General features: G+C 55.6%; 22 protein-coding genes. 11 read left to right on the top strand and 11 right to left on the bottom strand.

The annotated features are described in order from the left end of the window. The first annotated feature begins 82 nt into the window (after positions 1–82). The 5 genes from AC6T8Q_RS15170 to AC6T8Q_RS15150 all read left to right on the top strand — a co-directional run bounded on the left by AC6T8Q_RS15170 (position 83) and on the right by AC6T8Q_RS15150 (position 7,302). Positions 83–1,408: a tetratricopeptide repeat protein gene (locus tag AC6T8Q_RS15170; protein WP_500679879.1), complete on the top strand. Its 1,326-nt coding sequence runs from the start codon at positions 83–85 to the stop codon at positions 1,406–1,408. A gap of 82 nt (positions 1,409–1,490) precedes the next feature. Continuing rightward, positions 1,491–2,609, top strand: coding sequence for a tRNA guanosine(34) transglycosylase Tgt (gene tgt / locus AC6T8Q_RS15165; protein WP_500679878.1), 1,119 nt, complete (start codon positions 1,491–1,493; stop codon positions 2,607–2,609). Positions 2,610–2,813: 204 nt separating this feature from the next. Then, complete coding sequence (yajC, locus tag AC6T8Q_RS15160) at positions 2,814–3,185, top strand: preprotein translocase subunit YajC (RefSeq protein WP_500679877.1); 372 nt, start codon at positions 2,814–2,816, stop codon at positions 3,183–3,185. Between the two features lie 54 nt (positions 3,186–3,239). Further along, positions 3,240–6,527 (top strand): protein translocase subunit SecD, encoded by a 3,288-nt coding sequence (gene secD / locus AC6T8Q_RS15155; protein WP_500679876.1) that lies wholly within the window; start codon positions 3,240–3,242, stop codon positions 6,525–6,527. 157 nt (positions 6,528–6,684) lie between these two features. Then, the gene (locus AC6T8Q_RS15150) at positions 6,685–7,302 is read left to right on the top strand and encodes a LysM peptidoglycan-binding domain-containing protein (protein WP_500679875.1); all 618 of its coding nucleotides are present in this window, start codon (positions 6,685–6,687) and stop codon (positions 7,300–7,302) included. 2 nt (positions 7,303–7,304) lie between these two features. Here AC6T8Q_RS15150 and AC6T8Q_RS15145 read toward each other — a convergent pair whose 3' ends face one another. Continuing rightward, positions 7,305–8,243, bottom strand: a complete 939-nt coding sequence (locus AC6T8Q_RS15145; RefSeq protein ID WP_500679874.1) for an alpha/beta hydrolase — start codon at positions 8,241–8,243, stop codon at positions 7,305–7,307. A 168-nt stretch (positions 8,244–8,411) separates the two neighbouring features. On the opposite strand from AC6T8Q_RS15145, the gene AC6T8Q_RS15140 reads away from it, so the two are divergent. Beyond that, positions 8,412–10,352 (top strand): vWA domain-containing protein, encoded by a 1,941-nt coding sequence (locus tag AC6T8Q_RS15140; RefSeq protein WP_500679873.1) that lies wholly within the window; start codon positions 8,412–8,414, stop codon positions 10,350–10,352. A 3-nt stretch (positions 10,353–10,355) separates the two neighbouring features. On the opposite strand, the gene AC6T8Q_RS15135 is transcribed toward AC6T8Q_RS15140, so the two are convergent. From AC6T8Q_RS15135 to AC6T8Q_RS15095, 9 genes are all read right to left on the bottom strand, one after another. Beyond that, positions 10,356–11,024 (bottom strand): hypothetical protein, encoded by a 669-nt coding sequence (locus AC6T8Q_RS15135; protein ID WP_500679872.1) that lies wholly within the window; start codon positions 11,022–11,024, stop codon positions 10,356–10,358. Between the two features lie 80 nt (positions 11,025–11,104). Continuing rightward, complete coding sequence (locus tag AC6T8Q_RS15130) at positions 11,105–11,566, bottom strand: DUF2752 domain-containing protein (RefSeq protein ID WP_500679871.1); 462 nt, start codon at positions 11,564–11,566, stop codon at positions 11,105–11,107. A 225-nt stretch (positions 11,567–11,791) separates the two neighbouring features. Further along, positions 11,792–12,790, bottom strand: a complete 999-nt coding sequence (locus AC6T8Q_RS15125; protein WP_500679870.1) for a DUF1559 family PulG-like putative transporter — start codon at positions 12,788–12,790, stop codon at positions 11,792–11,794. Between the two features lie 52 nt (positions 12,791–12,842). Next, complete coding sequence (locus AC6T8Q_RS15120) at positions 12,843–13,661, bottom strand: BON domain-containing protein (protein WP_500679869.1); 819 nt, start codon at positions 13,659–13,661, stop codon at positions 12,843–12,845. 335 nt (positions 13,662–13,996) lie between these two features. Further along, on the bottom strand, positions 13,997–14,233 hold the full coding sequence (locus AC6T8Q_RS15115) for a YezD family protein (RefSeq protein WP_496922218.1): 237 nt from the start codon (positions 14,231–14,233) through the stop codon (positions 13,997–13,999). Positions 14,234–14,275: 42 nt separating this feature from the next. Continuing rightward, a complete protein-coding gene (locus tag AC6T8Q_RS15110) occupies positions 14,276–15,349 on the bottom strand; it encodes a sulfate/molybdate ABC transporter ATP-binding protein (RefSeq protein ID WP_500679868.1) in 1,074 nt (357 codons plus the stop codon). A 22-nt stretch (positions 15,350–15,371) separates the two neighbouring features. Beyond that, a complete protein-coding gene (gene cysW, locus AC6T8Q_RS15105) occupies positions 15,372–16,259 on the bottom strand; it encodes a sulfate ABC transporter permease subunit CysW (protein WP_500679867.1) in 888 nt (295 codons plus the stop codon). Continuing rightward, a complete protein-coding gene (gene cysT, locus AC6T8Q_RS15100; RefSeq protein WP_500679866.1) occupies positions 16,260–17,099 on the bottom strand; it encodes a sulfate ABC transporter permease subunit CysT in 840 nt (279 codons plus the stop codon). A 45-nt stretch (positions 17,100–17,144) separates the two neighbouring features. Continuing rightward, complete coding sequence (locus AC6T8Q_RS15095; protein WP_500679865.1) at positions 17,145–18,260, bottom strand: sulfate ABC transporter substrate-binding protein; 1,116 nt, start codon at positions 18,258–18,260, stop codon at positions 17,145–17,147. A 233-nt stretch (positions 18,261–18,493) separates the two neighbouring features. Between AC6T8Q_RS15095 and AC6T8Q_RS15090 the strand changes: the two genes are divergently transcribed. The 3 genes from AC6T8Q_RS15090 to AC6T8Q_RS15080 all read left to right on the top strand — a co-directional run bounded on the left by AC6T8Q_RS15090 (position 18,494) and on the right by AC6T8Q_RS15080 (position 21,823). Continuing rightward, a complete protein-coding gene (locus AC6T8Q_RS15090; protein WP_500679864.1) occupies positions 18,494–20,077 on the top strand; it encodes a sigma-54 interaction domain-containing protein in 1,584 nt (527 codons plus the stop codon). 87 nt (positions 20,078–20,164) lie between these two features. Further along, entirely contained in the window at positions 20,165–20,920 is a 756-nt protein-coding gene (gene larB, locus AC6T8Q_RS15085) for a nickel pincer cofactor biosynthesis protein LarB (protein ID WP_500679863.1), read from the top strand. A gap of 42 nt (positions 20,921–20,962) precedes the next feature. Further along, entirely contained in the window at positions 20,963–21,823 is an 861-nt protein-coding gene (locus AC6T8Q_RS15080; RefSeq protein ID WP_500679862.1) for an NAD(P)H-hydrate dehydratase, read from the top strand. Positions 21,824–21,857: 34 nt separating this feature from the next. Here AC6T8Q_RS15080 and AC6T8Q_RS15075 read toward each other — a convergent pair whose 3' ends face one another. Continuing rightward, a complete protein-coding gene (locus tag AC6T8Q_RS15075) occupies positions 21,858–23,447 on the bottom strand; it encodes a Ppx/GppA phosphatase family protein (protein ID WP_500679861.1) in 1,590 nt (529 codons plus the stop codon). Between the two features lie 229 nt (positions 23,448–23,676). Here AC6T8Q_RS15075 and AC6T8Q_RS15070 point away from each other — a divergent pair, with 229 nt between their 5' ends. Together AC6T8Q_RS15070 and AC6T8Q_RS15065 are read left to right on the top strand one after the other, a co-directional pair. Continuing rightward, complete coding sequence (locus AC6T8Q_RS15070) at positions 23,677–24,621, top strand: bifunctional riboflavin kinase/FAD synthetase (RefSeq protein WP_500679860.1); 945 nt, start codon at positions 23,677–23,679, stop codon at positions 24,619–24,621. Then, the gene (locus tag AC6T8Q_RS15065; RefSeq protein WP_500679859.1) at positions 24,618–25,598 is read left to right on the top strand and encodes a DHH family phosphoesterase; all 981 of its coding nucleotides are present in this window, start codon (positions 24,618–24,620) and stop codon (positions 25,596–25,598) included. Before AC6T8Q_RS15070 ends, AC6T8Q_RS15065 begins: the two co-directional genes overlap by 4 nt. The last annotated feature ends 28 nt before the right edge of the window (positions 25,599–25,626 follow it).

Below are 25,626 nucleotides of genomic sequence, written 5' to 3'. Positions count from 1 at the left end.
ATTTGATCGCTTGGGCTTCGTCGCCTGGGTGATCCTTAGAGCAGATAAGTTTGGCAACGACCTTAATAGGAGTGGGTGGCAGATGTCGCAAGTTCTCGAAGTCGATTTGAAGCAAATTGTGCTTTCCAACAGCACCTTCGGTCCGAACGAGATTAAGCAGATCGTTCGTGCGATTTCGTCCGACTACAGCAACTTTCGTTTGCTGCGGGACGCCGTCAACGAGATGGAGCAGCAGGAATCGCGTACTCCCGCGGCTTCGGTTCGCCTGGGTGTTTGCCAGTATCTGCTGGGCCGTTATTCGGCCGCCGTGCAGACGCTGCGCAATGCCGACGGCGGAGCTTTGACCCACTTTTTTCTGGGCAAGGCCTTGTTGGCCCTCGATAAGTACGAAGAAGCGCTGACGGCTTACGAATCCTCAGAGCGAGCGGGCTACAATAAAGATGAAGTCGCCCTCGCGAAGTCCGAAGCCCTCCGTTACGCCGGTAAGGCTCAAGAATCGCTCACGATTCTCGACAATCTTTCGGGCGCCGTTGAGCAAACCGCCGAGTACTTGTATCAGCGTTCCGTCACGGTTGCGGCCTTGGGTGGCAATCCGAATGAAGTCGTCGCGCTGTTGGAGCGGGCCGTCGAAGCCGACAATACCCATTCGGGCGCGCTCTTTGGCTTGGCCATGGAAAACGACCGCCACGGCAACGACGATTACGCTCGTTCGCTCTACGAACGGGCCGCTTCGCAATTTCCGACTCATGTCGGCACGCTCATTAACCTGGGCTTGCTCTACGAAGATATCGAGCACTTCGAGCGTTCCAAGCAATGCTACCAGCGGGTTCTCGACGTTTATCCCGACCATGTGCGAGCTCGGTTGTACTTCAAAGACGCCGACGCCTCGCGCGACATGTACTACGACGAAGAAGCCCGTCGTCGCCAAGATCGCATGTCCCAGATTTTGAGCGTTCCTGTGAGCGACTTCGAGTTGTCGGTTCGCAGCCGCAATTGCCTGCAAAAGATGGGCATCATGACCCTCGGGGATCTGACCGAGACGACCGAGCAAGAATTGCTCGCGAGTAAGAATTTCGGCGAAACATCGCTTGTTGAAATCCGGGAAATGCTAGTCTCCAAAGGCCTGGAATTGGGCCAATTTGCCACGAAATGGCGTGAGGAAGAACCTCAGTATCAGGCCGTCGAGCTGAGCGACGACGAACGAGCCCTCATGGATCGGCCGATTTCCGATCTCAACCTTTCGGTGCGGGCTCGCAAGTGCATGGTTCGCTTGGGACTGTCGACCATCGGTGAACTGCTTCGCCGGACCGGCGATGATTTGCTCGAGTGCAAGAACTTCGGCGTGACAAGTCTCAACGAAGTTCGCGAAAAGCTCACCCAAGCCAATCTCAAGTTGCGTGGTGACTGAGAAGAATTTCGGAATGCGGAGTTCGGATTGCGGAGTAGTAGCTGTTAGGCAATTCAAGCTCTTAGCTGAAAGTTGATGGCTGATGGCGAGTTCCGCTTTTCGTTTCGAATTGTTGCACGTTGATCGGCACACGGGCGCCCGGCGTGCGCGTTTGCATACACCACGGGCGATCGTGGAACTTCCCACGTTCATGCCCGTCGGCACCGTCGGCACGGTCAAAGGTTTGGATGTCGGTCGCTTGCGCGAAACCGGCGCGCAAATCATTCTCGGCAACACCTATCACTTGGCGCTGCGCCCAGGCGACGACGTGGTGGCGGCCCACGGTGGCCTGCACAAGTTCATGGGGTGGTCGGGCCCCATTCTCACCGACAGCGGTGGCTTCCAGGTTTTCAGTCTCGCGGCCATGTCTAAGGTGACCGAGCAGGGCGTATCGTTCCGTTCTCATATCGATGGTTCGCGGATGGAATTGACCCCCGAGCGATCCATCGAAATTCAAGAAAATCTCGGAAGCGATTTTGTGATGCAGTTCGATCACGTGATCGCGCTCCCCAATCAAACCGACGTGATCGCCGACGCGATGCGCCGGAGCGTTCGCTGGGCGGAGCGCTGTCTTAAGGCATCGCGACGTGACGACCAAATGTTGCTGGGCATAGTGCAGGGCGGGCTCGATGCCCAGTTGCGCCGTGAAAGTGCCGAAGCCCTCGTGGGCTTGGATTTCCCCGGATTTGCCGTCGGCGGTCTGAGCGTCGGCGAAGAGCCGTGGCAAATGTATGAAACCTTGGAATTCACGACGCCCTATTTGCCCACGGAAAAGCCCCGTTACTTAATGGGCGTGGGGCGGCCGGAAGACTTGGTCGAGTGCATGGCCCGTGGGGTCGACATGTTCGACTGCGTGATGCCGACTCGCAATGGCCGAAATGCGCTGGCTTTCACGGATCGCGGGCCCGTGCGGTTGCGTAATGCTTCTCACGAACTGGACCAAAGCCCACTGGAGCCTGGCTGTCCTTGCCCCGCTTGCCAACATAGCCGTGGTTATCTTCGGCATCTGTTTCAAGCTAAGGAGATGCTGGGGCCGATTCTCACCTCGATCCACAATCTGACCTACTATCAAAGGCTAATGGCCGAGGCTCGGGCTGCCATTGAAGCGGACGCCTTTAGGGAATTTCGGGAAGCCAAAATGGCCGGTTGGCGTGCCCCTTAGGGAGGCGTCTGTCGCCCTTGTCCGTTGCGGCGCTTCGATTTATGATGATCGATTCTTCGGTTTGCCCACCATTCGTCCCTAGGGGCACGGGTGGTCTCTGCTGGCGGAGTGATGGCGTGGTGAGGCGGCAGTTCTTGTCGTAAGTCCCGCCCACGATGTCGTTTGGGTAGCCGAAATCAACTCAAAACGTATTTGATAAGTGGCATGATCTTTCACAATTCGATTGAATTGGCATTCGCGATGCCGAACCACCTGCTGTTTGCCCAAGCCGAGGAAGCATCTCCTCCGGGGATAACGAGCATGCTGCCTGGTTTGATCGCGATCATGGTGTTCTTTTATTTCCTGATTTTGCGACCGCAAAAGAATAAAGAACATGCCTTGCGCGACTTGGTGGCCAATCTCAAGGAAAAAGATCGCGTCGTGACGATCGGCGGCATTCATGGCGTCGTCACCAATGTTCAACGTGATCGCGACGAAATCACGGTCCGTGTCGACGAAACCACCGGCACGAAGATTCGCGTCAGCGCGTCGGCCATCGCCCGCGTCATTAACGAAGAAACCAAATCAGAAAGCTAACACGATTGCAGAAGTCCAATCCCGACTTCTTCTCGATCATTAACGGAAATTGAAATGATAACGAAGGCAAAAGAAACTGTGCTTACGCTTTTCTCACAATGGCGCCAACTTGCGCTGCTACTCGCGGTCATGACCCTCGGGCTGTCGGCTCTGCCCATGATCGCGCAAGAGACGCCGGAAGAAAGTGCCGAAACCGTGAGCACCGAGATCGGTGTCGCCGGCAATACGGATGCCCCCGCACCCGCGGAAGTGGCCTCGGCCATTCCAGGGCTGATCATGCTCAGCATGGTGATCGCGGTCTTTGTGATTCCGATCATCATCGGCAGTTATCTTGCCAAGCGCTGGCGGATGCCTGACTATGGCTGGAAGTTTGCCTTGGCCATCGGTTCCGTCCTGGCGGCTGCCCTCGTGCTGTACCAAGGCGAACTCAAGTACGGCCCGGACCTCAGCGGTGGTATTACGCTGATTTACGAGTTGCAGGATACTTCAGCCGTCGCCTCCGCCGACGCGACGACCCAGGGGGTCGATAATACGGGCAAAACCGTATCGCAAAAAAGCCAGCTTGTGCGGCAGCTGATTGGTGCGCTCGGCGAGCGTGTTGATCCCAGCGGTACGAAGGAAGTCTCGATTCGTGAATATGGTCCCGATCAAATTGAAATCATTATCCCCAAGGCGAGCCAAGAAGAACTCGACATGATCGAGCGGCGGATTTACACCGCCGGTGCCCTGGAGTTTCGCATCACCGCATCGCCGATCTTTTCGGAAAACACCGAAATTATCGAGTTGGCCAAAGCTCTGCCTACAAGTGAAAATGAAGTGATGCTTGGCGGACGCAAAGTCGCTGAGTGGATGCCCTATAATGTTGCCGAGTTTGGTGCACCTGATCAGCCTGATAACCGCGTCGTCAAGCGTTTGGTTGGCGATCAACCGCAGGCTTTGGTGCTGACCAATGATGGACTCGACGTTACAGGGGACTACTTGCAGCGGACCTCAGCATCGTTTGATGGGACGGGCCAGCCCGTGGTTCTCTTCACATTCGACGATCAAGGGGCTTATCGCTTTGGCCAATTGACGGGGAGCCACACGCCGAACCCTTCGGGCCAGAAGTACAACTTGGGTATTATTCTCGACAAAAATCTTAAGTCGGCCCCCAATATTAACAGCAAAATTACTTCCACGGGAACGATCGAGGGAATTGGCACACAACAGGAAGTTGATGAGCTTGTAGGCATTCTGAATTCCGGAAGCCTGCCCGCGTCTTTGAACAAAGAGCCCATCAGCCGCGAAACGATCAGCCCCACGCTGGGTGCCGAAACCGTGGAACGCAGCTACGTGGCCATGCTGCTTTGTATGGTGATTTCGTTTGTCTTCCTTTTGATTTATTACCGATTCGCTGGGCTCGTGGCATGCATCGCCTTGTGTGTGAATCTGCTGTTGACCCTGGGGACGATGGTTTTGTTCCACGCGGCGTTCACCTTGCCGGGTCTCGCGGGTTTGGTGCTGAGCGTCGGTATGTCGGTAGATGCCAACGTGCTGATCTTCGAGCGTATTCGTGAAGAACGCGCTCGCGGGGCAGCCTTGCGGATGGCCATTCGCAACGGCTACGACAAAGCCTTGTCCGCGATTATTGACTCGAACCTTACGAATTTGATTACAGCGGTGGTGATCTACCGCATTGCCCCCGACAACGTGAAGGGCTTCGGCGTGACTCTGATCATCGGTACGGTGATGAGTTTGTTCGCGGCCATCTTCTTTACACGACTGATTTTCGACGTCGCCGAGCGTTTGGGCAAAATCAAAGACCTCAAAATGTCGCAGATCATTGGCGAGACCCACTTCGATTTCATGGGCAAACGGGGTATCGCGTTTGTTGGATCTTTGATTTTGACCGCCATTGGTTTGTATGCCGTCGTCGATCGGGGAGCTGATTTGCTCAACATCGACTTCACGGGGGGAACGTCGGTGACCCTCGTGCTCACCGACGACAACAAGATGACCTTTTCCGAAGTGATGGACACCCTCGCGGAAACAGATCTCAATGACAAGAACCTCTCTCTCGTGGAAGTCGGAAACACGGGGACACGCTTCACCGTGAGCAGCATCGAGCAAGACATTGAGGCCGTGCAGCAAATTCTGCAGGACAAGTTCGGCGATAAGCTCAAAACCTACAGCATTGAGATTTCCGAAGTCGGCCCGGTGAGCGAACAGACCGGTGCGATCCGATCGCGTCGGCAAGTGAGTGCTCGGCTGGCAAACTTCCAAGTCGAAGCAGTTGAAGAGGAAGCAGAGGAAACCGTCGATGAACCCGCGGAGGGTGATGCTACCGTTGTTGAAGAGGACACCGTAGTTGAGGAAGAAACCGAAGAGCCAGTTGCCAACACGGAAACCCCTGCCGCTGTGACAACTCCTGCCACCGTAGCGGATTTATACGCCAATGGCACCAAAGCCAAACTGATGTTTGGTGATCCCAAGGACATTGATGCCGGTGTTAATTATGAGACCGTGGAGCACATGCTTCGCGAAGCTCTGGAAGCAAAGGGGCATGGCTCGACTCGGTTCGAGATTTCCAATCCTGATTACACTCAAGGCAGCGGACGCCGCTTCGGCACTTGGGACGTCAAGTTGGCAATTTCACCCGCCGCGGCCGCTGAAGTCTTTGCTGAACTCGAACAATCCACCAACAGTGAGCCGATTTTCCCGTTGGCCAATAAGATTGGCGGTCGTGTGGCCGACGATCTGCGGACCAAGGCCATCGCTTCGACGGTGGTGAGCTTCATTGGCATCATGGCCTATATCTGGTTCCGCTTCCACGGTTGGACCTATGGGGTCGCCGCCTTGGTGGCTGTGGTTCACGACGTTCTCATTACGTTGGGATTGCTGGCCATCTGCGGCTGGATTGTCGAAGCCTCACCCGGCTTGGCACAAGTACTGATGCTGGAGAAATTCCAAATCAGCTTGCCGGTCGTGGCGGCGTTCCTCACGTTGATTGGCTATTCGCTCAACGACACGATTGTGGTGTTCGACCGTATTCGTGAAGTCAAAGGTAAGAGCCCACGACTTACCAGTGAGATGATCAATCAGAGCGTCAACCAAACTCTATCGCGAACATTACTCACTTCTTTGACCACGATTTTCTCGGTCATCATGCTCTATGTCATGGGAGGTGAGGGCCTGCACGCATTCTCCTTTGTGATGGCGGCTGGCATCATCGTGGGTACTTTCAGCTCGATTTTCATCGCCTCGCCCGTGCTGCTGTGGTTGAGTCAGTTCGAGGAGAAGAGTGGTTCCAAAGTTTCATCTGTGAGCAAGGTGAGCACCCGCGACCTCGCGGCGACGAAGTGACCAACGGTCATAGCCCGCAAAGCTTACCGAGTCGGCACACACGGTCCCGTGCGATCGGTACAATGCGCGCTTGAGCGACAAGGCTTATCAGGGCGGATTCGGCCATCCGATTTTGAACGAAGAGTGATCAATTTCACATCGTTCTCGGATTTGGGCCGTGACTCGCAAACGTAAATTGGTGACGGCAGGGTGCATCCTCGCGGTGGGATTTGTGCTGGCTTGGCCATTTCGCAAATCGCCCGACGAATTGGATTACTCCAGCTCACCTTCAGAAACCCCAGCAACCATTTTGCGGGCTAGCAACGGCGATCCCATTGCTCAATCGTCCCCGCCAAACCCCAATCAGCTTCCTAGTGCCACGGGGCAAGTCATGGCCCACATGGCCAGCACGGGTGATTTGGCAGAAGTGTCTGCGCCTGTAACAGGATTGGAAAGTTTTGACTTAGCCAATCATCCCGCGATTGCACATCAAGAAAGTCCTGTAACCTCCTCGGTCACGCCAACGCCCGAGTTGACCGACGAGCAGACGACAAAACCCGCCTACAATACCGTGGGTGCAGTCACTCAGAGCGCCTCAACTCCCTGGCCGACGGAGTTGATCCATGTCGTTTCGAACGGTGATACGTTAGAAAAAATGGCAGAGCGATATCTCCACGACGCGGGCCGGGCATTGGAAATCTTCGATCTCAATCGCGACCAGCTTAGCAATCCCCACCTGTTGCCGATTGGCGTGGAACTTCGCATCCCCGCCAATCCCGAGCGGATCATCGACTGACGCTATTTGCGTTGGATCCACTCAAATGGCTGATCGACCAACCGGGCTTTGATGAAGTTATCGATGTTCGCAATCATTTTGAATTGCGGATCGACAAGCAGCTTGCTTCCCTGAAGTTTGGTAGGCAGCGGATAATCAAACAAATCCTTCATCGTGCGAATTTTGTCGACGGGCGGCTCGGGATGATAACGTTCGAGATTCTTGTAAACCGTTTCGGCGCTTTGCTTGGCTTTAGCATCTTGGCTGCCGTAGACCAGCATAATTGACAGTAATTTTTGCACATCGGGGTGCTTAAGGGCAGCTACCAACGGCAGCCCTTTCTGTTTCCAGCTCGGTGAAGCCAAGATCAAGGCTTTCACGTCTTGACCTTGCTTCCGCTGGGCAAGCGGCGGGGTATCCCAGTCAACGGCGGACCAAATCAATGCGACATTGGCCCCCATTCCCGTGCCAAGCAGGCAGAGTTTGTTCAGATTCAATTCCTGGGCATCATTGCGCTCGACCAAAAACCGCCGCACGGCCTCCATGTCGAACCGCACCATGTCCTCATAATCGACTGGCTTGAGTTTCGAGGAGTCCAATTCCGAAGACTGTCCCGAGTGGGGATTGACCGCCACGGTGCTTTCGCCGTGCCCACGCAGGTCGACGGTAAGAACAGCGTGTGATTGAATCCGTGGATCACTCGGCGATTGCAGCGCCAGGGCCAGATTGCTGAAGATCGTGCGACTTTCCTTCGAATCGTGCAGCATCACGATAGGCACGGCTTCGCGTCCCGCGGAGCTGCGATAGTAAGTCCCTCGCAGGCGAACATTGTCCTTAGTCGTGAAGGAGACGTTTTCTGGCGGGGCGGGGCGTGCTGCCCGGGGAGCGGGCTGCGCAAACAGGCTACTTGCCGACAGACAAACCAGACAAACAAGCGCGAATCGGTGATACAGCGAATTCATGCCATCCTCGCTTCAGGGAAAGTTCGAATCATGCTGTATTTTACTCACCAGCGAGCTTCGACACTATGGAAGCCTGCCGGGGTTATAAAATCCGTGGCAACTTGCCGACTTTGCTCTTCTGGTCCAAAATTGAGTGATGGACAGATTGGGCCAAATCGCGGGTCCTCTATGAAATTCTTATTACACCGATCCGCCGATTCAGCCGCCTGGTTCTCCAGCGTGGCTGTTCATTTGCTGTTAACGATCGCGCTCGGTCTCACGACGATTGTTGTGCCTCAAAAGCTCGAAGAACTCTCCTTGGCTTTGGAAGACATCTCGCTGCCCGAAGAAAATTTTCTGGCGGAGGAATTTGTGGCGGCGGACGTGACACCCGAGGAGATCGGTGCTCTGAGCCAGCACGGCTCCGATTCCGCACTTGCCGCGGCTATGGAGGTCGACGAAAAATCACTCGTGCTGTTCGAGCACGAACCTGCCAGTGATTTTGGGGATCGCTTTACCGTGGATGTGTCGACCCCCACCTTTCGTGGTCCCGAGTTGTCTGAACGACTTTCGGTCCAAGGATCCGGCAGCGTCGGCACCACGGGAGCCCTCGGCGCGATTGACCGTATCACGCAGGAAATACTGACTTCCATCGAGCAACAGCCAACGTTGGTGGTGTGGTTGTTCGACGAATCAGGAAGTCTCAAGGGGGAGCGAGCAAGCATCCTGAGGAGATTTCGACGCGTTTACGACGAATTGGGTGTCATCGAAGCGGCCGACAATCCGGTGTTCTCTAAGCATGAGGACAAACCTTTGCTGACAGCCGTAGCAGGGTTTGGTGAATCGGTTCACCTCTACACACAGAAGCCAACCGATAAAATCGAGGAAATCGAAGCGGCCGTGGAATCAATTGGCGATTCGAATTCCCGCTACGAATACGTTTTTCAATCGATTGCCGATGTCGCGAACAAGTTTCGCACCTACCGGCTGAATAAGCAAAACGTACGTCACGTAATGATCGTCGTGTTCACTGACGAATCAGGCGACGACGTTGCGGAGCATGAAGCGACGATCCGCATTTGTCAAAAGCTGGCGATTCCCGTTTATGTGGTTGGCCGTCCGGCGCCATTCGGTCGAGAAACCGCTTATGTCAAATGGATTGATCCCGATCCGAAATACGATCAACGCCCGCAATGGGTCCCAGTGAGTTTGGGCCCCGAAACTCTGATGCCAGAGGTCTTGAAATTGCATTTCGTCGGTTCAGGAAAGTACGACGAACTGATCGATTCGGGCTTTGGACCCTATGGACTTACGAAGCTTTGCTTTGAGACGGGCGGACTGTACTTCGCGGTGCATCCTAACCGCATTGTGGGGCGACATGTTAGTGGCTTTGAGACGGATAATCTCACCGCTCATTTGGCGGCATTTTTTGAGCCCGAAGCGATGAGGAATTACCAGCCTGATTATTTCTCCGAACGAGAGTATCGTCGACAAATCAGTGGCAACCGCGCGCAAGCCGCCCTGGTCGAAGCGGCACAACTTTCGTGGACTTCTCAAATGGAGGATTTCGACACCGAGTTTCCTCGCCGTGATGATGCCAGCCTTGCGGAGAAATTGTCACGAGCCCAACGTGCCGCTGCGATTCGCCAGCCGCAGCTCGATCGCCTCTGCAAAATACTACTCGATGGTGAAGCTGATCGCCAAAAAGTGCGCAGTTTGCGGTGGCAAGCGGGATTTGACCTCGCGCTGGGGCGTGCGCTCGCGGCAAAGGTACGCACCGACGGCTACAACGTCATGCTCGCCAAGGCCAAGCAAGGCATGACCTTTGAAAAGGACACGAACAATACTTGGCTATTGAAGAGCGACCGTGACCTCGCCAACAGTACGCTCGAATCACTCGGCATGCACGCCGAGGAGCTGCTGAAACAAGTCGTGACCGAACATCCCGGCACGCCCTGGGCGATGCTGGCTCAGCGTGAGCTGCAGACTCCCTTGGGATGGCAATGGGCGGAAGGCTATACGATTATCCCCGTGCTCACTCAACCGGATAACAACAATCCGCCGCCTTCTCCACGGCCTGAGCCTCAGCGTCCCGCGCCGCCACCACGTCGTGATCCGCCGCCGCTTTAGGCGTTAGCGATTGGCGACCGCATCAAGTGCAAATTGGGCATTGGGATCGTGCTTGTAAAACAAGCTGGCTGTCTGGACAGATACAATTTCCACAAACTGGTTCTGAAATTCCTGCACCGACTTATCCGCGGAGGGAATGCCGGCATTGCGTGGAAACAACACCTGACCGACGTTTCGGGTCCACACTTCTTCGCCGTCGCGGGTCGTCATGTCGTAGACAGTGACCCGCACGTCGGCATCACCTTGATAGAGCGTCGTTCCCTTATACAAATCAAAGCTATCGAGCTCGATGTAAACCACTCGGGTAGCTTGTACCGATCTACCAAGATCCTTGAAGTTTTCCCAATCTTGTTCGTCGATCCAGTTGTCGACTTCGCTGGGACTAACCATGTCGACCTTCTTCACATTTTCCTTGAGCAACGCACTCACCCGTTTGCCAATGCTCCGCGCGGCGCCGGCATGACGGTACTCATTTGTGGAAGGAGGCCGGCACACGACGACCACGCGCTCGCCGTCAAGCTTATCACATTGTGCTGGCACGACGTTGCCTCCCTGCCAAAGGTAAATCCCCGTGGCAAGAATGGTATGGATGCAACCCGCCGACGAGCTCAGCAAAAGCAGTGTTAAACACAGCGCGAACCAACGGCTTTGTGCTAAGAGAGGACGTGCCATCTTTCAATCCTTTTCCAGATGAGATTCTGCCACACAGGCAAGTCTTATTTTTTTGGCGAGCCATCTTGGCTACCACAATCTTAAAACCAAACTCGCTGCGCCCAATCGAACACGGCGATCACTGCCAATCCACTACCAGTCAGCACCAAGGCGTTGGCCGTTGCTTTCACAATCCACCATCGCCCCACAAGCGCCGACATCGCCAACCACGGCACGCTCAACACGGCAACAATACACAACAGTGTGCCAGCCACATTGGATTGCAACGCTGCAGCCAAGTCGCCACGAAGCAACAAGGCCCACGCGGTCGTCGCGCCGCAAGTGGGGCATTCCCTCCCCGTCCAGCGATAAAAGCTACACGGAGTAAGTCCCAACTGTTCGTGTGTGCCGAATCCTCGCGGATCGGGCGTCAAACCTCTCGCGGTCAGCAGCAATGTCAACACACTCAATCCCAGGCCGCCCAGAATCAACCGAACAAAAGTCGATAAGCGTGCGTGAACCATGCCGATACCACGAGTTGCGTCGGAACGATAGTAAAACAAGGCCGACCGCTCAAGGTGGATTGATCGCCGTGCCAGCAAGCATCAATTCTAGCCATTTTTCATAGTGTTGCCTGTTGCCAGCGACTACGGGGACGCTAGCAGATTGAAAGGACTGTGAACAATTCCGAGAAAAATCTTGGATCAAAACGGCAACGCCCAGGGATCGCAATCCCTGGGCGTTATCGGAAATTTCCATTTATACGGCAGCGTGACGCTGCCGGCTAACTAGAGTTGCGTACTAACAACTTCGGCACCATCGCGAGTTATCAATCGAGCGTAATCGCGGATGTCGATGTCTTCGTTGATTGGACGGACCGATCCATCGCCGAATACATGATTGTTCACGCCGGGATGGAAAGCGTAGGGTGCCCCCGTGCCGTAGGTACTCAAGTACGGATGGGGGTAACCTGAGGTGACAATATCCTCGCCGTTGGTGGCATTCACGGCACTCGTACCGATTGCTTTGTCATTCACAACGTCCCAGCCTTGGATCAGCAGGTCCGAAGCAGGGCGGCACCACCCTCCCGAATTCACACGCGACACAGTCAGATCCGGATTAGCGGTTCCTCTGAGGTAACGTGCAGGCCGACCAGCGGATTCTGCAAACAGAATCGTATTGGAAAGGCCGTCGCTCACACTCTTGAAGTTCACTTTGACGTTGTTGTATTCCATGATGCCTGGCATATCGAGTGCGTTTCCATTGCCATCGACATTGGTTCTGTCCACAAGATTGGCATCGGCCAATCGTTTGTCGACCCACACGGTGGGTGAGTAAGCCGTTGGCGAACTGACTTCATTCACCCAAGGAGAATTTTCTGGAATACCATCCAATCGGCTGGCTGGCTCAGGATCGGAAGGGCATTGCAATGTCGCAATTGGCGTGTTGACAACGTCACGATTCTTGGCATTGCCCCAGTTTAATGTCAAATCAAACTGTTGACGCAACTGGGCCTGTTCAAAATAGGGGAGCATGTGCGTGATCGCGGCAATACGGGGGGCCGTGGTCAAGCCAACGGGCCGGGCACTGACGGGGACCACTTTCTTGGCATCATGGTAGTTCTGAACGACCAAGCCGATTTGCTTCAAGTTATTGACGCACTGCGTGCGACGAGCGGCTTCACGGGCGGCTTGAATGGCGGGCAACAACAGAGCTACCAAGACACCGATGATGGCGATCACCACCAGCAGCTCCACCAATGTAAAAGCGTTGTGTTTGCGTGACATGATTATTCCTTTTAAAAAAATATGGTCTCGATTTTGATTGTTTAAATGATCGCTACAGCTTGATGGCAGGTAGGTTGTTCTGACCCGAGGCGATTTTGACTTGGATGTCGGTCGTTTCAGGCTTTGTGAACTTTTGTGGGATCACATTCGGACCTGAGGTAAAATCTGGCCCGTTGTAAATCGGCTTGTACCAGAGCACGGTGAGCTTGTAGTCGCCTTCGGGAGCCCCTTCTTCGGTGCCATAGGTTTTGACGCTGAACGTGCCATCTTTTGCGACGTTGGCACGAGGCGTGGGGACATTTTCAACAGGCGTGACGGGGTGCAACGTGATCATTGCCCCGGGGATCGGCTTACCCTGATAGGTGATTGTTCCCTTGGCGGGGAAGACGGGCACCTTTTCCAGGGAAGCCTCACCGCAACCCACGAAGGACATCACGGCCACGGCCAGGAAAAAGCCTCGCAGCACCGTGGCGGCGTTGGTGAACAACGACTTCCAGCCTTGCACTGCTTGAGGCCGATAGGACGCCGCGGCAGCCGCCGAACGACGGGCGGATTCTGTTCCGGCCCCGCGCACCGCGTTCGTGGCTGCCGTGTTACGAGCAACGGGGGCACGCTTGCCGGTTGTCTCTTCGCTACCCGTGACGGCAATTTCATCGAGAACGCGATGCACGCCCGCGACTCGGCGGGTCACTTCGATCGCGAGTTGGCGGTCGTAAAACGTGGGGACCATGCCCCGCAGCGTGACGGTTCCGTTTTCCACATGAATATGAACCGCGTGCAACGTGTGCCGCAATCGCAAGGTAAGAGCGATGCCCACGCGGGTGAGCAAATCGGCGTCGCCGCTCCGATCTGTAAAAGTGCTTTCTGACATTTTGGGAACTCCGCTTATTTTCTGGTGTATGTTTTTGGTATGGGTTTCAAGCAAAGGCGATGCAACAACAGCAACAGATCATGATTAATTCCTTTCGTTTTTAATTGTCATCCCGAGGGAGACTTGCCCGCCGAGGGATCTGGCTGGCAACATCGTCACGCATTGAGAGCGGGCGATGGTGGAAGCGAGATTCCTCAAGTCGTGGCCAAACTTAATAGGCTGGCCGTTCTGAATGACAACTTGAGCACGCAACCTCTGAAGTGAGTCGGTTACGGGAGCGATTGGAGAAGCCTCTCGCTGTTGCGAGTCGGCATTAAGCAGAAAAATATAAGGCTTTAACACGCCCGCTGTTGATTCGTCGGCGCGGCGTGATTGTTTGTCGTCTGACCGCCACCCGTCTGACGCAGGCGGCGCTTTTCGGTGCGGTCGACTTGGACGATGACACCGTCTTGGACAATGATGTTCACCGAACCATAGCGCAACCCGCGTAAGGCATCTTGAATTTGTTGCCAATCGTTATCACGAGCCTGGAAAGGTGTGACCCCATTGGTTCTGGTTTCGTGAGCATTCATAGTAAAGGTCCTTAATTAAGACGCGACAACAACGTCGCTTCATCAAATCTCGTATTCTGGTGCAAAAACACGGACTTGCTTGGGGGAGACATACACTTGCTCGCCCGTCGACAATCGCAATTCCTTGAAACGTTCAAACGGTAAATCAACTTGGATATGGCTGCCTTCGCTGGTGGCCAAGGCCACTTTGGCTAACGAACCCGCGGGGTTGATCCGCGTGACGGTTGCCTTCAAGGCGGGGCTGCCGTTGAGCTCGCGTTCGATGTTCAATTCATGCGGGCGGACGTACACGTTGGCGGCACCGCTTTTGCCCGCAACGAGGGCAGGGGCTTCGATTTGCATGCCGCTCACCACGGCGTGTCCCCCTTCGATTCGACCACGAAAGACGTTCACCTGGCCGAGGAAATCCATCACGAATTCCGTGGCGGGGTGATGGAACACTTCAGCCGGCGAGCCCACCTGCTCGATCCTGGCCTGATTCATCACCACGACCCGGTCGGCGACTTCGAGGGCTTCTTCTTGATCGTGGGTGACCAGGATCGTCGTCACGTGAATCTCGCTGTGTAATTTTCGCAACCAATTCCGCAAACCTTGCCGCACCTTGGCGTCGAGCGCTCCGAAGGGTTCGTCGAGCAACAGGACCCGCGGTTCGATGGCGAGTGCTCTGGCCAAGGCGACCCGCTGTCGCTGTCCGCCGGAAAGCTGGGCCGGATATCGGTTGCCAAAGTTTTCTAACTGTATCAGCTTCAGCAGTTCGTAGACCTTCTGGGCAATTTTCTCTTTCGCAGGACGTTGGGCTCGCGGGCGGACCCGCAAACCAAACGCAATGTTTTCAAACACCGACATGTGCTTGAACAACGCGTAGTGCTGGAACACAAACCCCACGTGCCGCTCACCGACGCGCTGGCTGGCGACGTCTTCGCCATGAAACATAACCGTGGCCTGCTCGTTGTCGGGCGTTTCCAATCCGGCAATGATGCGGAGCAGCGTCGTTTTGCCTGAACCCGATGGACCCAACAGCGCAACGAGTTCGCCGTCGTTGACTTTGAGGTTGACGTTATCGAGCGCTTTGTAATTGCCGAATGTCTTGCTGACATTTTTGACTTCGATACTCATGGTTTTCTCTGCCGTTGGCGGCTCAAGTTTCAAAGGGACCGACAAGTGTTTGCCGGAGTTGTTGTTTGACTCGCCATTCGAGGTAAGTCTTAGCGGCGAGCGTCACGAGGCCGAGCAAGGCGAGGAGCGAGGCCATCGTGAACGCCGCCACAGCGTTGTATTCGTTGTAAAGAATCTCGACGTGCAACGGCAAAGTGTTGGTCCGGCCTCGGATGCTGCCCGACACGACCGCCACCGCGCCGAACTCGCCCATCGCCCGAGCGTTGCACAAAATCACGCCGTAGAGCAAAGCCCATTTGATGTTCGGAAGCGTCACGCGGCGGAATGTTTGCCAACCGTTGGCACCCAACGAAAGGGCCGCTTGTTCTTCTTCGTTGCCTTGCTCTTGCATGAGCGGGATCAATTCGCGAGCAACGAAGGGGAACGTCACAAAAATCGTGGCCAGCACAATGCCGGGAACCGCGAAAATGATTTGAATGTCGTGCTCCTTGAGCCATGGCCCCAGCCAGCCTTGCAAGCCGAACATCAGAACATAAATCAAACCCGAAATCACCGGAGAGATCGCAAACGGCAAATCAATCAGCGAGATCAACAAGCTCTTGCCAGGGAAATCAAACTTGGTGATCGCCCAGGCAGAGATTAATCCAAAAACCAAATTCAAGGGCACGGAAATTCCAGCTGCAATCAGGGTCAGTTTGATCGCTTGCCAGGCGGCGGGATCCTCGAAGCTGGCGATGTAGCCGCTCCAACCGTCCCGAAAGGCTTCGATGAACACCACCATCAGCGGGAACAATAGCAGCACGCCGACAAAGCTCATCGACACCGCGATCAGCAGCACCTGCACCCAGCGCGGGTCGCGAATTTGGTGACGGGCCTTGCCCCCTAAAGTTGCATTGGTTGCGGTACTCATTTATGCCGCCCCCCGAATGCGTCTGCTGTAGTGCCATTGAATCACATTGATGGCCAGCAAAATTGTGAACGAAGCCAACAGCATGACGACGGCCAGGGCACTTGCCCCTGCGAAGTCATATTGCTCGAGTTTGGTGATGATCAGCAGCGAGGTGATTTCGGTTCTCATCGGCATGTTGCCGGAGATGAAAACGACCGAGCCATACTCACCGACTGCTCGAGCAAATGCCAAAGCAAATCCGGTCGTCAAAGCCGGCATCACCGTGGGAACCAACACACGATGGAACGTCGTCCAACGCGAAGCTCCCAAGCTCGCGGCCGCTTCTTCCAGTTCGCCATCGAGTTCTTCGAGCGCGGGCTGCAAAGTCCGCACGACAAAGGGTAAGCCGATGAATATTAAGGCGATGGTGATGCCCAGCGGTGTGAAGGCGACTTTGATGCCCAAGGGCTCAAGGTACTGACCCAACCAACCGTTGCGAGTGAAGATCGCCGTGAGGGCGATTCCCGATACAGCCGTTGGCAAGGCAAAGGGGAGATCTACGATCGCATCAATAAACTTGCGACCGGGAAAGCGGTAGCGGACCAATGTCCAAGCCACGACAAAACCCAGCAGGGCATTGATCAACGCGGCCACGAACGACGCCCCGAAGGTCAAGCGATACGAAGCCATCACGCGAGGATCCGTTACGGCCTGCCAGAATCGCTCCCAGGGGAGCGAAGCCGACTTGAGAAACAAGGCCGCGAGCGGAATCAATACGATCAGGCTGAGGTACGTGATCGTATAGCCCAACGTCAGCCCAAAGCCGGGCAGCACACTGTGTGATTTGAATTTAAAAGCCATGATAACGGTCCTAACTGATCCCTGTTATGAATCGTGAAATCTGGTTCACTGACCCGGCTGATAAATCTGATCGAACACGCCACCATCGTCGAAATGCTCTTTCTGAGCCTTCCGCCAATTGCCGAACACGTCGTCGATCGAGAACAATTCAACATCGACAAACTGCTCACGCTGTTCGGAAGTGATCGCTTTTTCGATCGAAGGGCGATAGTAATGCTTGGCGGCCAACTGCTGGCCTTGCGGCGAATACAAATGCTCGAGATAGGCTTCGGCAACTTCGGTCGTGCCGTGCTTTTTGGCCACATTGTCAACCACCGCCACGGGAGGTTCGGCCAAGATGCTCAACGAAGGGACAACGATTTCGAGATCTTCCTTGCCCCCTTGTTTGGCTTCATCGACGGCCAAAAATGCTTCGTTTTCCCAGGCCAAGAGCACGTCGCCGATGCCACTCTGCACGAAGGTGTTAGTCGAGGCACGGGCGCCTGGATCAAGCACGGGAACATGCTTAAAGAGCTCGGTAACAAACTCCTTCGCTTTCACCTGGGCAGCGGCCACAGCATCTTTGGACGATTCGTCGGTGAGCTTACTGAAATCGCCTAGCTCTTTCTTGAGTGCGTATCCCCAAGCGGCAAGATAGCTCCAACGAGCGCCGCCACTGGTCTTGGGGTTGGGAGTTATGACCTCTACGCCGTCCTTGACTAGATCGCTCCAGTCCTTGATCTCCTTGGGATTACCCTTTCGCACCAAGAATACGATCGTCGAGGTGTAAGGAGAACTGTTCTGGGGAAATTTCTTTTGCCAATCGGCATCAAGCAGCTTGGCGTTGTCGACGATCGCGTCGATGTCGTACGCCAAAGCCAGCGTTACGACGTCGGCTTCCAGGCCGTCGATTACAAACCGAGCCTGCTTGCCCGAACCACCGTGGGATTGTTCGATGATGACGTTATCGCCGGTCTTGAGATTCCAGTATTTGGCGAATGACTCATTGAATTCGCTGTAAAACTCGCGGGTAGGATCGTATGAAACATTGAGCAGCTTAATTTCTTTGCCTTCCTTTTTTCCTGTGGAAGCGGAATTGGAGTTGGCCGAAGAGCTGCAACCAACCGCAAGAGCCAAGATCAGGACAGACAATGAGCCGAGAGCGTAGTGTGTTGTTTTCATGACAGAATTCTGTTGGTAAGAGGCTTCAGGCATCCTGCGCGAGCAAATCGGATGGACCCTTGTGGGTTGCCACGCTCAAAAGCACGTGGCGTGCCGTTTGCATAAATAGCCACGAACACCGAGGAAAACGGTGCTCTCTAACAGAGAACTTGGCCTTGGAGGCCAGGAACTAGCAAATATCACGTACTATATTCGTTGATATTTGCTAGTTGTCTGTTATATTTAACAGTATCATGCCTTCCAAATTTATGACCGACTTTCCAGACTTACTGCTAGACATCTGGCGCGAGGCGTGCCGGCACATTGAAATCCGGGAATCCACACTCACACTGGCCGAGATGCTAGCGGAGCATTTGCCGCTAACCTCGCTCAGCGTGCTGCGCTTTGACGCGACCTCCAAGAGCGTGGAAACCGTGGGCACGGCACCAGAAACCACTCAGCTTGCACCGTCAGTTCATTGCACGGCTGCTCAGTGGCGGCGACTGGTCGCGTGGTCGAATTCAGGGACTATTCTTCATGGCCGTTCGGGTAAGAATGCCACCGAGCTCAGTTTGCTCGCGCCCGATCTGAACGGCAAGGATTTGCTCGCCGGGCCACTCGCGGGAACCGAAAGTGCCGGCGGTGGAATTGTCCTTACGGCGCGCGAAGGTGAGAAATTCCTGGCCGCCCACGCGCGGATGCTCAAACAATTGTTGGAACCCTTTGCGGTTGCGCTGGAGAACGATCGCCGACTGCATGAACTCCGCGCGCTCCGTGAAGCAGCGGAAGCCGATCGACGCACACTGCTCAACCGACTTGGCCGACAAGAAATGAGTGACGCGGTCGTCGGTGCCGACACGGGTTTGCGGCATGTGATGGAACGGGTTGCGCTGGTGGCCAACTCCGACGTGCCGGTGCTGATCTTAGGCGACACAGGAACCGGCAAAGAAGTTGCCGCGCGGGCGATTCATAACGGCTCGCCGCGTGCTTCGGGACCGTTCATTCGCGTGAACTGCGGTGCGATTCCCGCGGAATTGATCGACTCACATTTGTTTGGTCATGAGAAGGGAAGCTTCACGGGCGCGGGAGACCTACGACAAGGTTGGTTTGAACGTGCCGATGGTGGGACGTTATTCCTCGATGAAATTGGCGAGCTGCCATTGCCCGCGCAAGTGAGACTGCTGCGCGTGTTGCAGGATCATCAAGTGGAACGCGTCGGCGGACAAGAGACGATTCATATCGACGTGCGAATCGTGGCCGCGACGCATCGCGATCTGGCGACGATGGTTAAGGCCTCTTCGTTTCGCGAGGATCTTTGGTATCGCATCAATGTGTTCCCAATCTTGTTACCTCCGCTGCGCGACCGTACAGAAGATATTCCCGCGCTGGCCCGACATTTTGCTCACCGAGCAGCCAATCGATTTGGTTTGACCTATGTCGAACCTTCGACGGCCGACCTCAATTTGCTCGTCAATTATCCTTGGCCAGGAAATATTCGCGAGTTGGGGGCGGTCATCGATCGCGCGGCAATTTTGGGGAATGGTAAAAGTTTAGAAATTGCCGCGGCACTAGGACCAGGAGGTCCCGTGATGAGCGCGCCACCTCGGCACGAATCGAATGGTCACTCGGTTGTGGAGGAGGTTTCGTCGCCCCCGATCGCACTGGCGAGTTTGGATACGGCGATGAAATCGCATATCGAACGAGCGCTCGCGGTAACGCGAGGACGGGTGGAAGGGAAACGGGGCGCTGCGAAAATCTTGGGGATCAATCCTCATACTTTGCGAGCTCGGATGCGCAAACTGGGCGTGCGTTGGGAAGAGTTTCGCGAAGCAGAGTAAGTCTTCTCTAAAAGTTTCGCCTTCGGCAGCGGGACGCTGCCGGCTAACGGGCTCCCGCAAGTGAAGCCTAAGGGCTAGACTGATGGAATGGACTCTCATCAGTTAGTGACGCTTGCCGGGAAGCTTGCGGCCTCGGAAATTTCGGCCGAGGAATTCTTACGCGCGGCCGCGCTCGTGACTGCCCAGACCGATGCGGCCACTGTTGACCTGGATCGCGAGCGGCGTTGTGGCTTTCCTGAAGTGATCTTCGGCCTCGGCAAAACGCCGGAAGCGATTGTCAGCATCGCGAGGCGGTTACTCGATCACGGGCAACATGTGTTGGCCACGCGGATCGATGCCGAGAAATCTGACGCGATATGTCAGCAATTGCCGGAAGCCACTTATAACTCCGTGGCGCGAACTTTGCGTGTCGATTTTCAAAAGCGCGATGCACCCGTTGGCCATGTCGCCGTCATTAGTGCGGGGACAAGCGATCTGCCGGTGGCCGAAGAAGCACGAGAAACATTGGCGTGGATGGGAGTCCACTTGACAATGGTTCACGATGTCGGAGTCGCGGGGCCGCATCGATTGCCCGCGCGGCTCGGTGAGTTCGCCGACGCCGATGCGATTGTGGTCGTGGCGGGAATGGAAGGCGCGCTGCCGAGCGTCGTTGGGGGCTATGTGCCGTGCCCTGTATTTGCCGTGCCGACGAGTGTGGGCTATGGGGCTAATCTTGGTGGGCTTGCGGCGTTGTTGGCGATGCTCAATAGTTGCGCGAGTAATGTGGCTGTCGTGAATATCGATGCTGGGTTTAAGGCAGGTTATTTGGCGGGGTTGGTGGCGACGAGACGACAGGCGGAGTGAGTAGATACAGGAGCGCTAAGCCGCAAGCGGCTGGAGTAGTAAATGTTGACGGATGTGACTCACGAACAACTGCCGAAACTTGCATCCCGTGATCCGGAAGGTCATAAGGGATCATATGGCCGGGCGATGATTATTGGCGGTTCGCGGGGCAAGGCTGGGGCGCCGGCGCTTGCCGGGATGGCTACACTGCGGAGCGGGTCGGGACTTGTGACCGTGGTTGTGCCTCGTGGGGTGCAAGAGACCGTGGCGGGGTTTGAGCCTTCGCTAATGACCGTCGGTTTGGGGGAAGCTGCTTGTGATTATCTCCAGCAAGAATCGCTGGCCGAAATCTTTGAGCTGGCTGCCAATCAAACTTGCTTGGCGCTGGGCCCTGGGATGGGCACTGCCGCGAGCACGCTACGATTGGTGCATGCTCTTTATCAAAAACTTTCGCAGCCGATGGTTCTGGATGCCGACGCGCTCAACGCTATGTCGGAGTGGAAGGAAGGCTTGACGCTGAATGCGGGGCCACGGATTCTCACGCCGCATCCGGGGGAATTTCAAAGACTCAGCGGCAAAAAGTGTGCAGATGACCTAAACGAACGCGCCGAACAAGCGGCCACACTGGCGAGTCAAGATAGAATCGTCGTTCTTAAAGGTCATCACACAATTGTGACCGACGGAGAACGAGTCTCGTTCAATCAAACGGGCAATCCCGGCATGGCCACCGGTGGCAGTGGCGATTCACTCACGGGGATTATCACGGCGCTGTTAGGACAAGGGATGACGCCGTGGGCCGCGGCCCGCTTGGGCGTGCACGTTCACGGCCTGGCGGGTGATTTGGCGGCCGAGGAACTGGGGGAAGTTTCGCTGATTGCGAGTGATATTATTGATTATTTGCCGTTGGCGTTTCAGCGCGTGTGAAGTTTAAGAATACACGGCAGCGGGACGCTGCCGGCTAACCTACTGGTTGGGGGGCGGGGATGTGGCCGATCCAATCGATTGATAGTTCTGTGTCGAACACCTTTTCGAACATTCCCGTGCGACGGCGCGCGGCCCAGAGATCGGTTTCCGGATATTCGTCGGCGAAGACCACAAGTTCCAAGAGATCGTTGTTCATGCGAACTTCGACCTTCTCGACTGTTTGATTGTGGCTGCGGTCGAGTCCACCCGCGAGCCGCAACACGGCTGCCATGCGCAACACTCGCAATTGATCTTCCGCATTCAAGCGGCGGAAATTGTCGTGCTTCTTTTTGGGTTCGGACCCGCGATGATAACGGGCGACGTTGGCGATCAATTCCAACTCTTCGGGGCGAAACCCTTCGATATGGCTGTGCAGAATCAAATGATACGAGTGCTTGTGATGGCTTTCGTAGTCAATCAAATAGCCGACATCCTGCATTCGTCCGGCGGCTTCGAGGAGACGAATATCTTCCTTGTCCATCGCGAAGTACTCGCTCAAACCAGCGTAGATTTCGCCGGAAAGTTTCGCGACTTGGCGCGCATGCCCGAGTTCGACGCCACAGGCCGTGGCGAAGCGTTCCATTTGAGCCACGTCATCGGCGGGCAAGTCAGTGCGATCTGAGCCTTGCAATTCTTCGATCATCGAAAGCAACAAGCCATCGCGCACGCCGAAGGCATGCACCTGCAAGACATTCACTTTGAAACGGCGCATGATGCAATCGATCACCGCGAGACCAGGCACGATAATATCCGCACGGTCGGGATTGAGCCCCGGCACTTCGCGGCGCAGCTTGAGTGGCATCTTGCGCAAGCGGTCGATCAGATGCCGCAACTCGGCTCGTGTGACTCGGCAGCCAGCCACCGGCAAACGGGATTGCCCTTTGGCCGACATAATAATACTGGCGAGGCTGGTGAAAGTTCCTCCCGAGCCGATCAAGAGATGCAATGGCGCTTCGGGCTTCTCGGTTGTTTTATTTAATTCACGATTGATCCAACGTTCCATCCGTTCGTAGTCGTCGCCAGCCAACGATTGGCCACCGCCGAATTTTTCGTTGAGGCGCACGGCACCGAGTTGCGTGGCATAAATCGCTTCGATGATTTCACCCGTGGCGAGCACGATCTCGGTGCTGCCACCGCCGATGTCCACGAGCAGTGTATTTTTGCCCGCGAGATCGAAACGGCGTTTCACGCTGTGAAAAGCAAGACGCGCTTCTTGTTGAGAACTAATGATTCCGATGTCGATGCCCAATTGGTCTTTGACCATTTGGCAAAATTCAGGACCGTTGCTCGCTTCACGGACGGCGCAGGTGCCGATAGCGCGGAAGTTTTCGATGCCGAGGCCGTTAGCAATCGACTTAAAGCGACGCAGCGCGGCGAGCGAATCGGCAATCGAACCCTCGTCGAGCTTGCCGGTCGACGCCAAGGAACGGCCGAGGCGGGTGGATTCGCGTTCGTCGTCGAGTACGCGGTAGCGGCCATCGGACTGGGCTTCGGCGACCACCAAACGAATACTGTTGCTACCGACGTCGATGGCGGCCAGTCGGGGGACCAGATCGGGAGTCAGATAATTTTGTTGTTCGGGCATCGCTGGGGGCATCCGTTATTTGCCAATCGCGTTGCAAAGGCAGCGTCGCAGTCGACCCCACCGCAGACCTTTCAGCTTCCTTGGTCTCTTACTCAAGAATAACATGCGATCACGATGAAGTAGAGTAGTTATTCGATGAATTCTTGGTTTCGGCGGATCATCGTTGACCAATGGTTGGCGGGGCAGAATAATCGAGGCTTGCTATGACGCCCTTTTGTGAGAGTCATTCGTGCCAATCATCCGCGATCTCAAGCAGTTACCTGACTCTGCCCGCCGAGGCGCGGTGGCGATTGGCAATTTCGACGGGGTGCATCGAGGGCATCTCGAAATTGTTCGTCGTCTATTGGAAAAAGCACGTGAAGTCGGTGGCCCCGCGATTGTGTTTACGTTCGATCCGCACCCCGTGCGATTGTTGCGTCCCGATCAAAGCCCGCCGCCGCTGACTTGGACCGAGCGCAAAGCGGAACTGCTGGCCGCGCACGGTGTGTATATGGTCGTGGCGTATCACACGGATCAGGAACTGCTGGAACTCTCGGCCAAAGATTTTTTTGAAAAAATCGTGTTGGGTGCGCTCGATGCCCGAGCCATGGTCGAAGGACCTAATTTTTATTTCGGCCACAACCGCGAGGGGAACGTCGAACATTTGGCTAAGCTTACACAAGAGGCGGGTATCACACTCGACGTGGTGCAGCCCGTGGCGCTGGGCGGCGAATTGGTTTCCAGCTCGAGGATTCGCACATTGATTGCCGACGGCGACGTGTCGACGGCTGGCCAGTTGCTCTCGGCACCGTACCGAATTCGGGGTATGGTGACACACGGGGCAGGGCGGGGTGGCTCCATCGGATTCCCCACCGCAAATTTGGAAGGAATTGATACACTGCTTCCCAAGCCGGGCGTGTATGCCGGGCGAGCGATTGTGCAGTCGATCCTCTACCCCGCGGCGATCAACCTAGGACCGAATCCAACCTTTGGCGAGTCCGCCCTGAAAGTGGAAATTCATTTGCTCGATTATCACGACAGTTTGTATGGCCAACCGCTCGAAGTGGAATTCCTCGCGCGGTTGCGCGATGTGACCACGTTTGCGGGACCCGAAGCTTTGGTGAATCAATTGCAACAAGATATTAAGCTCACGCGCGAAATCGCGACGCAGGGCATTGCCGTGGAGCTGAAATGACGATTGATTGGCAACCACTCAAGCAGATCATCGCGGATCACGAGACGTTTCTGCTAACGTCGCATTGCCGTGCGGATTGCGATGCCCTCGGCAGCGAGCTGGCGATGGCGGAGATTTTGGAATCGCTGGGCAAGCAGGTACGAATCGTCAACGGCGATGAAGTCCCCAATCATTTGCGATTCTTTGATCCTGAGAAGCGTGTCGAAACCTTGGGCCAAGGAGTTACCGCGGCGGATCTGAAAGAGATTGAAGTCCTGATGGTGCTCGACACGAGCGCATGGGTGCAACTCGGGCCCATGGGCGAAGTGGTGAAGAACTTCAGCGGCGTGCGGGTGGTGGTCGACCATCACGTCAGCCAGGACGACATGCAAGCGGTTGTGTTCAAGGATGCCACGGCGGAAGCCACGGGCCGGTTGATTCTCGAATTTGCGGAAGCGATGGATGTCACGCTAACCCCGACGCTTGGGCAGATCCTGTTCACCGCTATCGCCACGGATACCGGTTGGTTCCGCTTTTCGTCGGTCACCGAGCAAACCTTTCTCGCGCTGGCGAAATTGGTGGCCGCGGGGGCGAATCCGCCCGCCGTGTTTGCGGCACTTTATGAGCAGCACACTCTGGCCCGGCTGATGCTACGGGCAAGAATCTTGGGGAACATCGAATCCCTGGCCGGGGGCCGGTTGATGGTTACCCACGTCACGCTTAAAGACTTTGAAGAAACCGGCGCGGAAACCGCTGACACGGAAGACGTCATCAATTCGCTGCTGACAGTCGCCGGGAGCCAAGTGGCGGTGCTGTTTGTCGAGCTCAAGAAGATCACGAAGGTGAGTCTGCGAAGCCGCAATGATTTCGATGTGCGAGCCGTGGCGGAACGCTTCGGAGGCGGCGGACATCGAGCTGCGGCAGGGATTGCGTTTGAAGGAAGCCTGGCGGAAGCGCAGGCGGCGGTCACCAAGGTTTTGTTGGAAGAGTTTAAGTAACACATACAGAGCGCTAAGCCGCGAGCGG

This window comes from Bythopirellula sp. (genome assembly GCF_041737835.1).
In the GTDB taxonomy this organism is placed as follows: Bacteria; Planctomycetota; Planctomycetia; order Pirellulales; family Lacipirellulaceae; genus Bythopirellula.
This window is presented reverse-complemented; position numbering and strand designations above follow the sequence as displayed.

Coding starts and splice junctions, on each gene's coding strand:
- AC6T8Q_RS15170 (WP_500679879.1), top strand. CDS start 83: ATGTCGCAAGTTCTCGAAGTCGATTTGAAGCAAATTGTGCTTTCCAAC.
- tgt (WP_500679878.1), top strand. CDS start 1,491: ATGGCGAGTTCCGCTTTTCGTTTCGAATTGTTGCACGTTGATCGGCAC.
- yajC (WP_500679877.1), top strand. CDS start 2,814: ATGATCTTTCACAATTCGATTGAATTGGCATTCGCGATGCCGAACCAC.
- secD (WP_500679876.1), top strand. CDS start 3,240: ATGATAACGAAGGCAAAAGAAACTGTGCTTACGCTTTTCTCACAATGG.
- AC6T8Q_RS15145 (WP_500679874.1), bottom strand. CDS start 8,243: ATGAATTCGCTGTATCACCGATTCGCGCTTGTTTGTCTGGTTTGTCTG.
- AC6T8Q_RS15140 (WP_500679873.1), top strand. CDS start 8,412: ATGAAATTCTTATTACACCGATCCGCCGATTCAGCCGCCTGGTTCTCC.
- AC6T8Q_RS15135 (WP_500679872.1), bottom strand. CDS start 11,024: ATGGCACGTCCTCTCTTAGCACAAAGCCGTTGGTTCGCGCTGTGTTTA.
- AC6T8Q_RS15125 (WP_500679870.1), bottom strand. CDS start 12,790: ATGTCACGCAAACACAACGCTTTTACATTGGTGGAGCTGCTGGTGGTG.
- AC6T8Q_RS15120 (WP_500679869.1), bottom strand. CDS start 13,661: ATGTCAGAAAGCACTTTTACAGATCGGAGCGGCGACGCCGATTTGCTC.
- AC6T8Q_RS15115 (WP_496922218.1), bottom strand. CDS start 14,233: ATGAATGCTCACGAAACCAGAACCAATGGGGTCACACCTTTCCAGGCT.
- AC6T8Q_RS15110 (WP_500679868.1), bottom strand. CDS start 15,349: ATGAGTATCGAAGTCAAAAATGTCAGCAAGACATTCGGCAATTACAAA.
- cysW (WP_500679867.1), bottom strand. CDS start 16,259: ATGAGTACCGCAACCAATGCAACTTTAGGGGGCAAGGCCCGTCACCAA.
- cysT (WP_500679866.1), bottom strand. CDS start 17,099: ATGGCTTTTAAATTCAAATCACACAGTGTGCTGCCCGGCTTTGGGCTG.
- AC6T8Q_RS15095 (WP_500679865.1), bottom strand. CDS start 18,260: ATGAAAACAACACACTACGCTCTCGGCTCATTGTCTGTCCTGATCTTG.
- AC6T8Q_RS15090 (WP_500679864.1), top strand. CDS start 18,494: ATGCCTTCCAAATTTATGACCGACTTTCCAGACTTACTGCTAGACATC.
- larB (WP_500679863.1), top strand. CDS start 20,165: ATGGACTCTCATCAGTTAGTGACGCTTGCCGGGAAGCTTGCGGCCTCG.
- AC6T8Q_RS15080 (WP_500679862.1), top strand. CDS start 20,963: ATGTTGACGGATGTGACTCACGAACAACTGCCGAAACTTGCATCCCGT.
- AC6T8Q_RS15075 (WP_500679861.1), bottom strand. CDS start 23,447: ATGCCCGAACAACAAAATTATCTGACTCCCGATCTGGTCCCCCGACTG.
- AC6T8Q_RS15065 (WP_500679859.1), top strand. CDS start 24,618: ATGACGATTGATTGGCAACCACTCAAGCAGATCATCGCGGATCACGAG.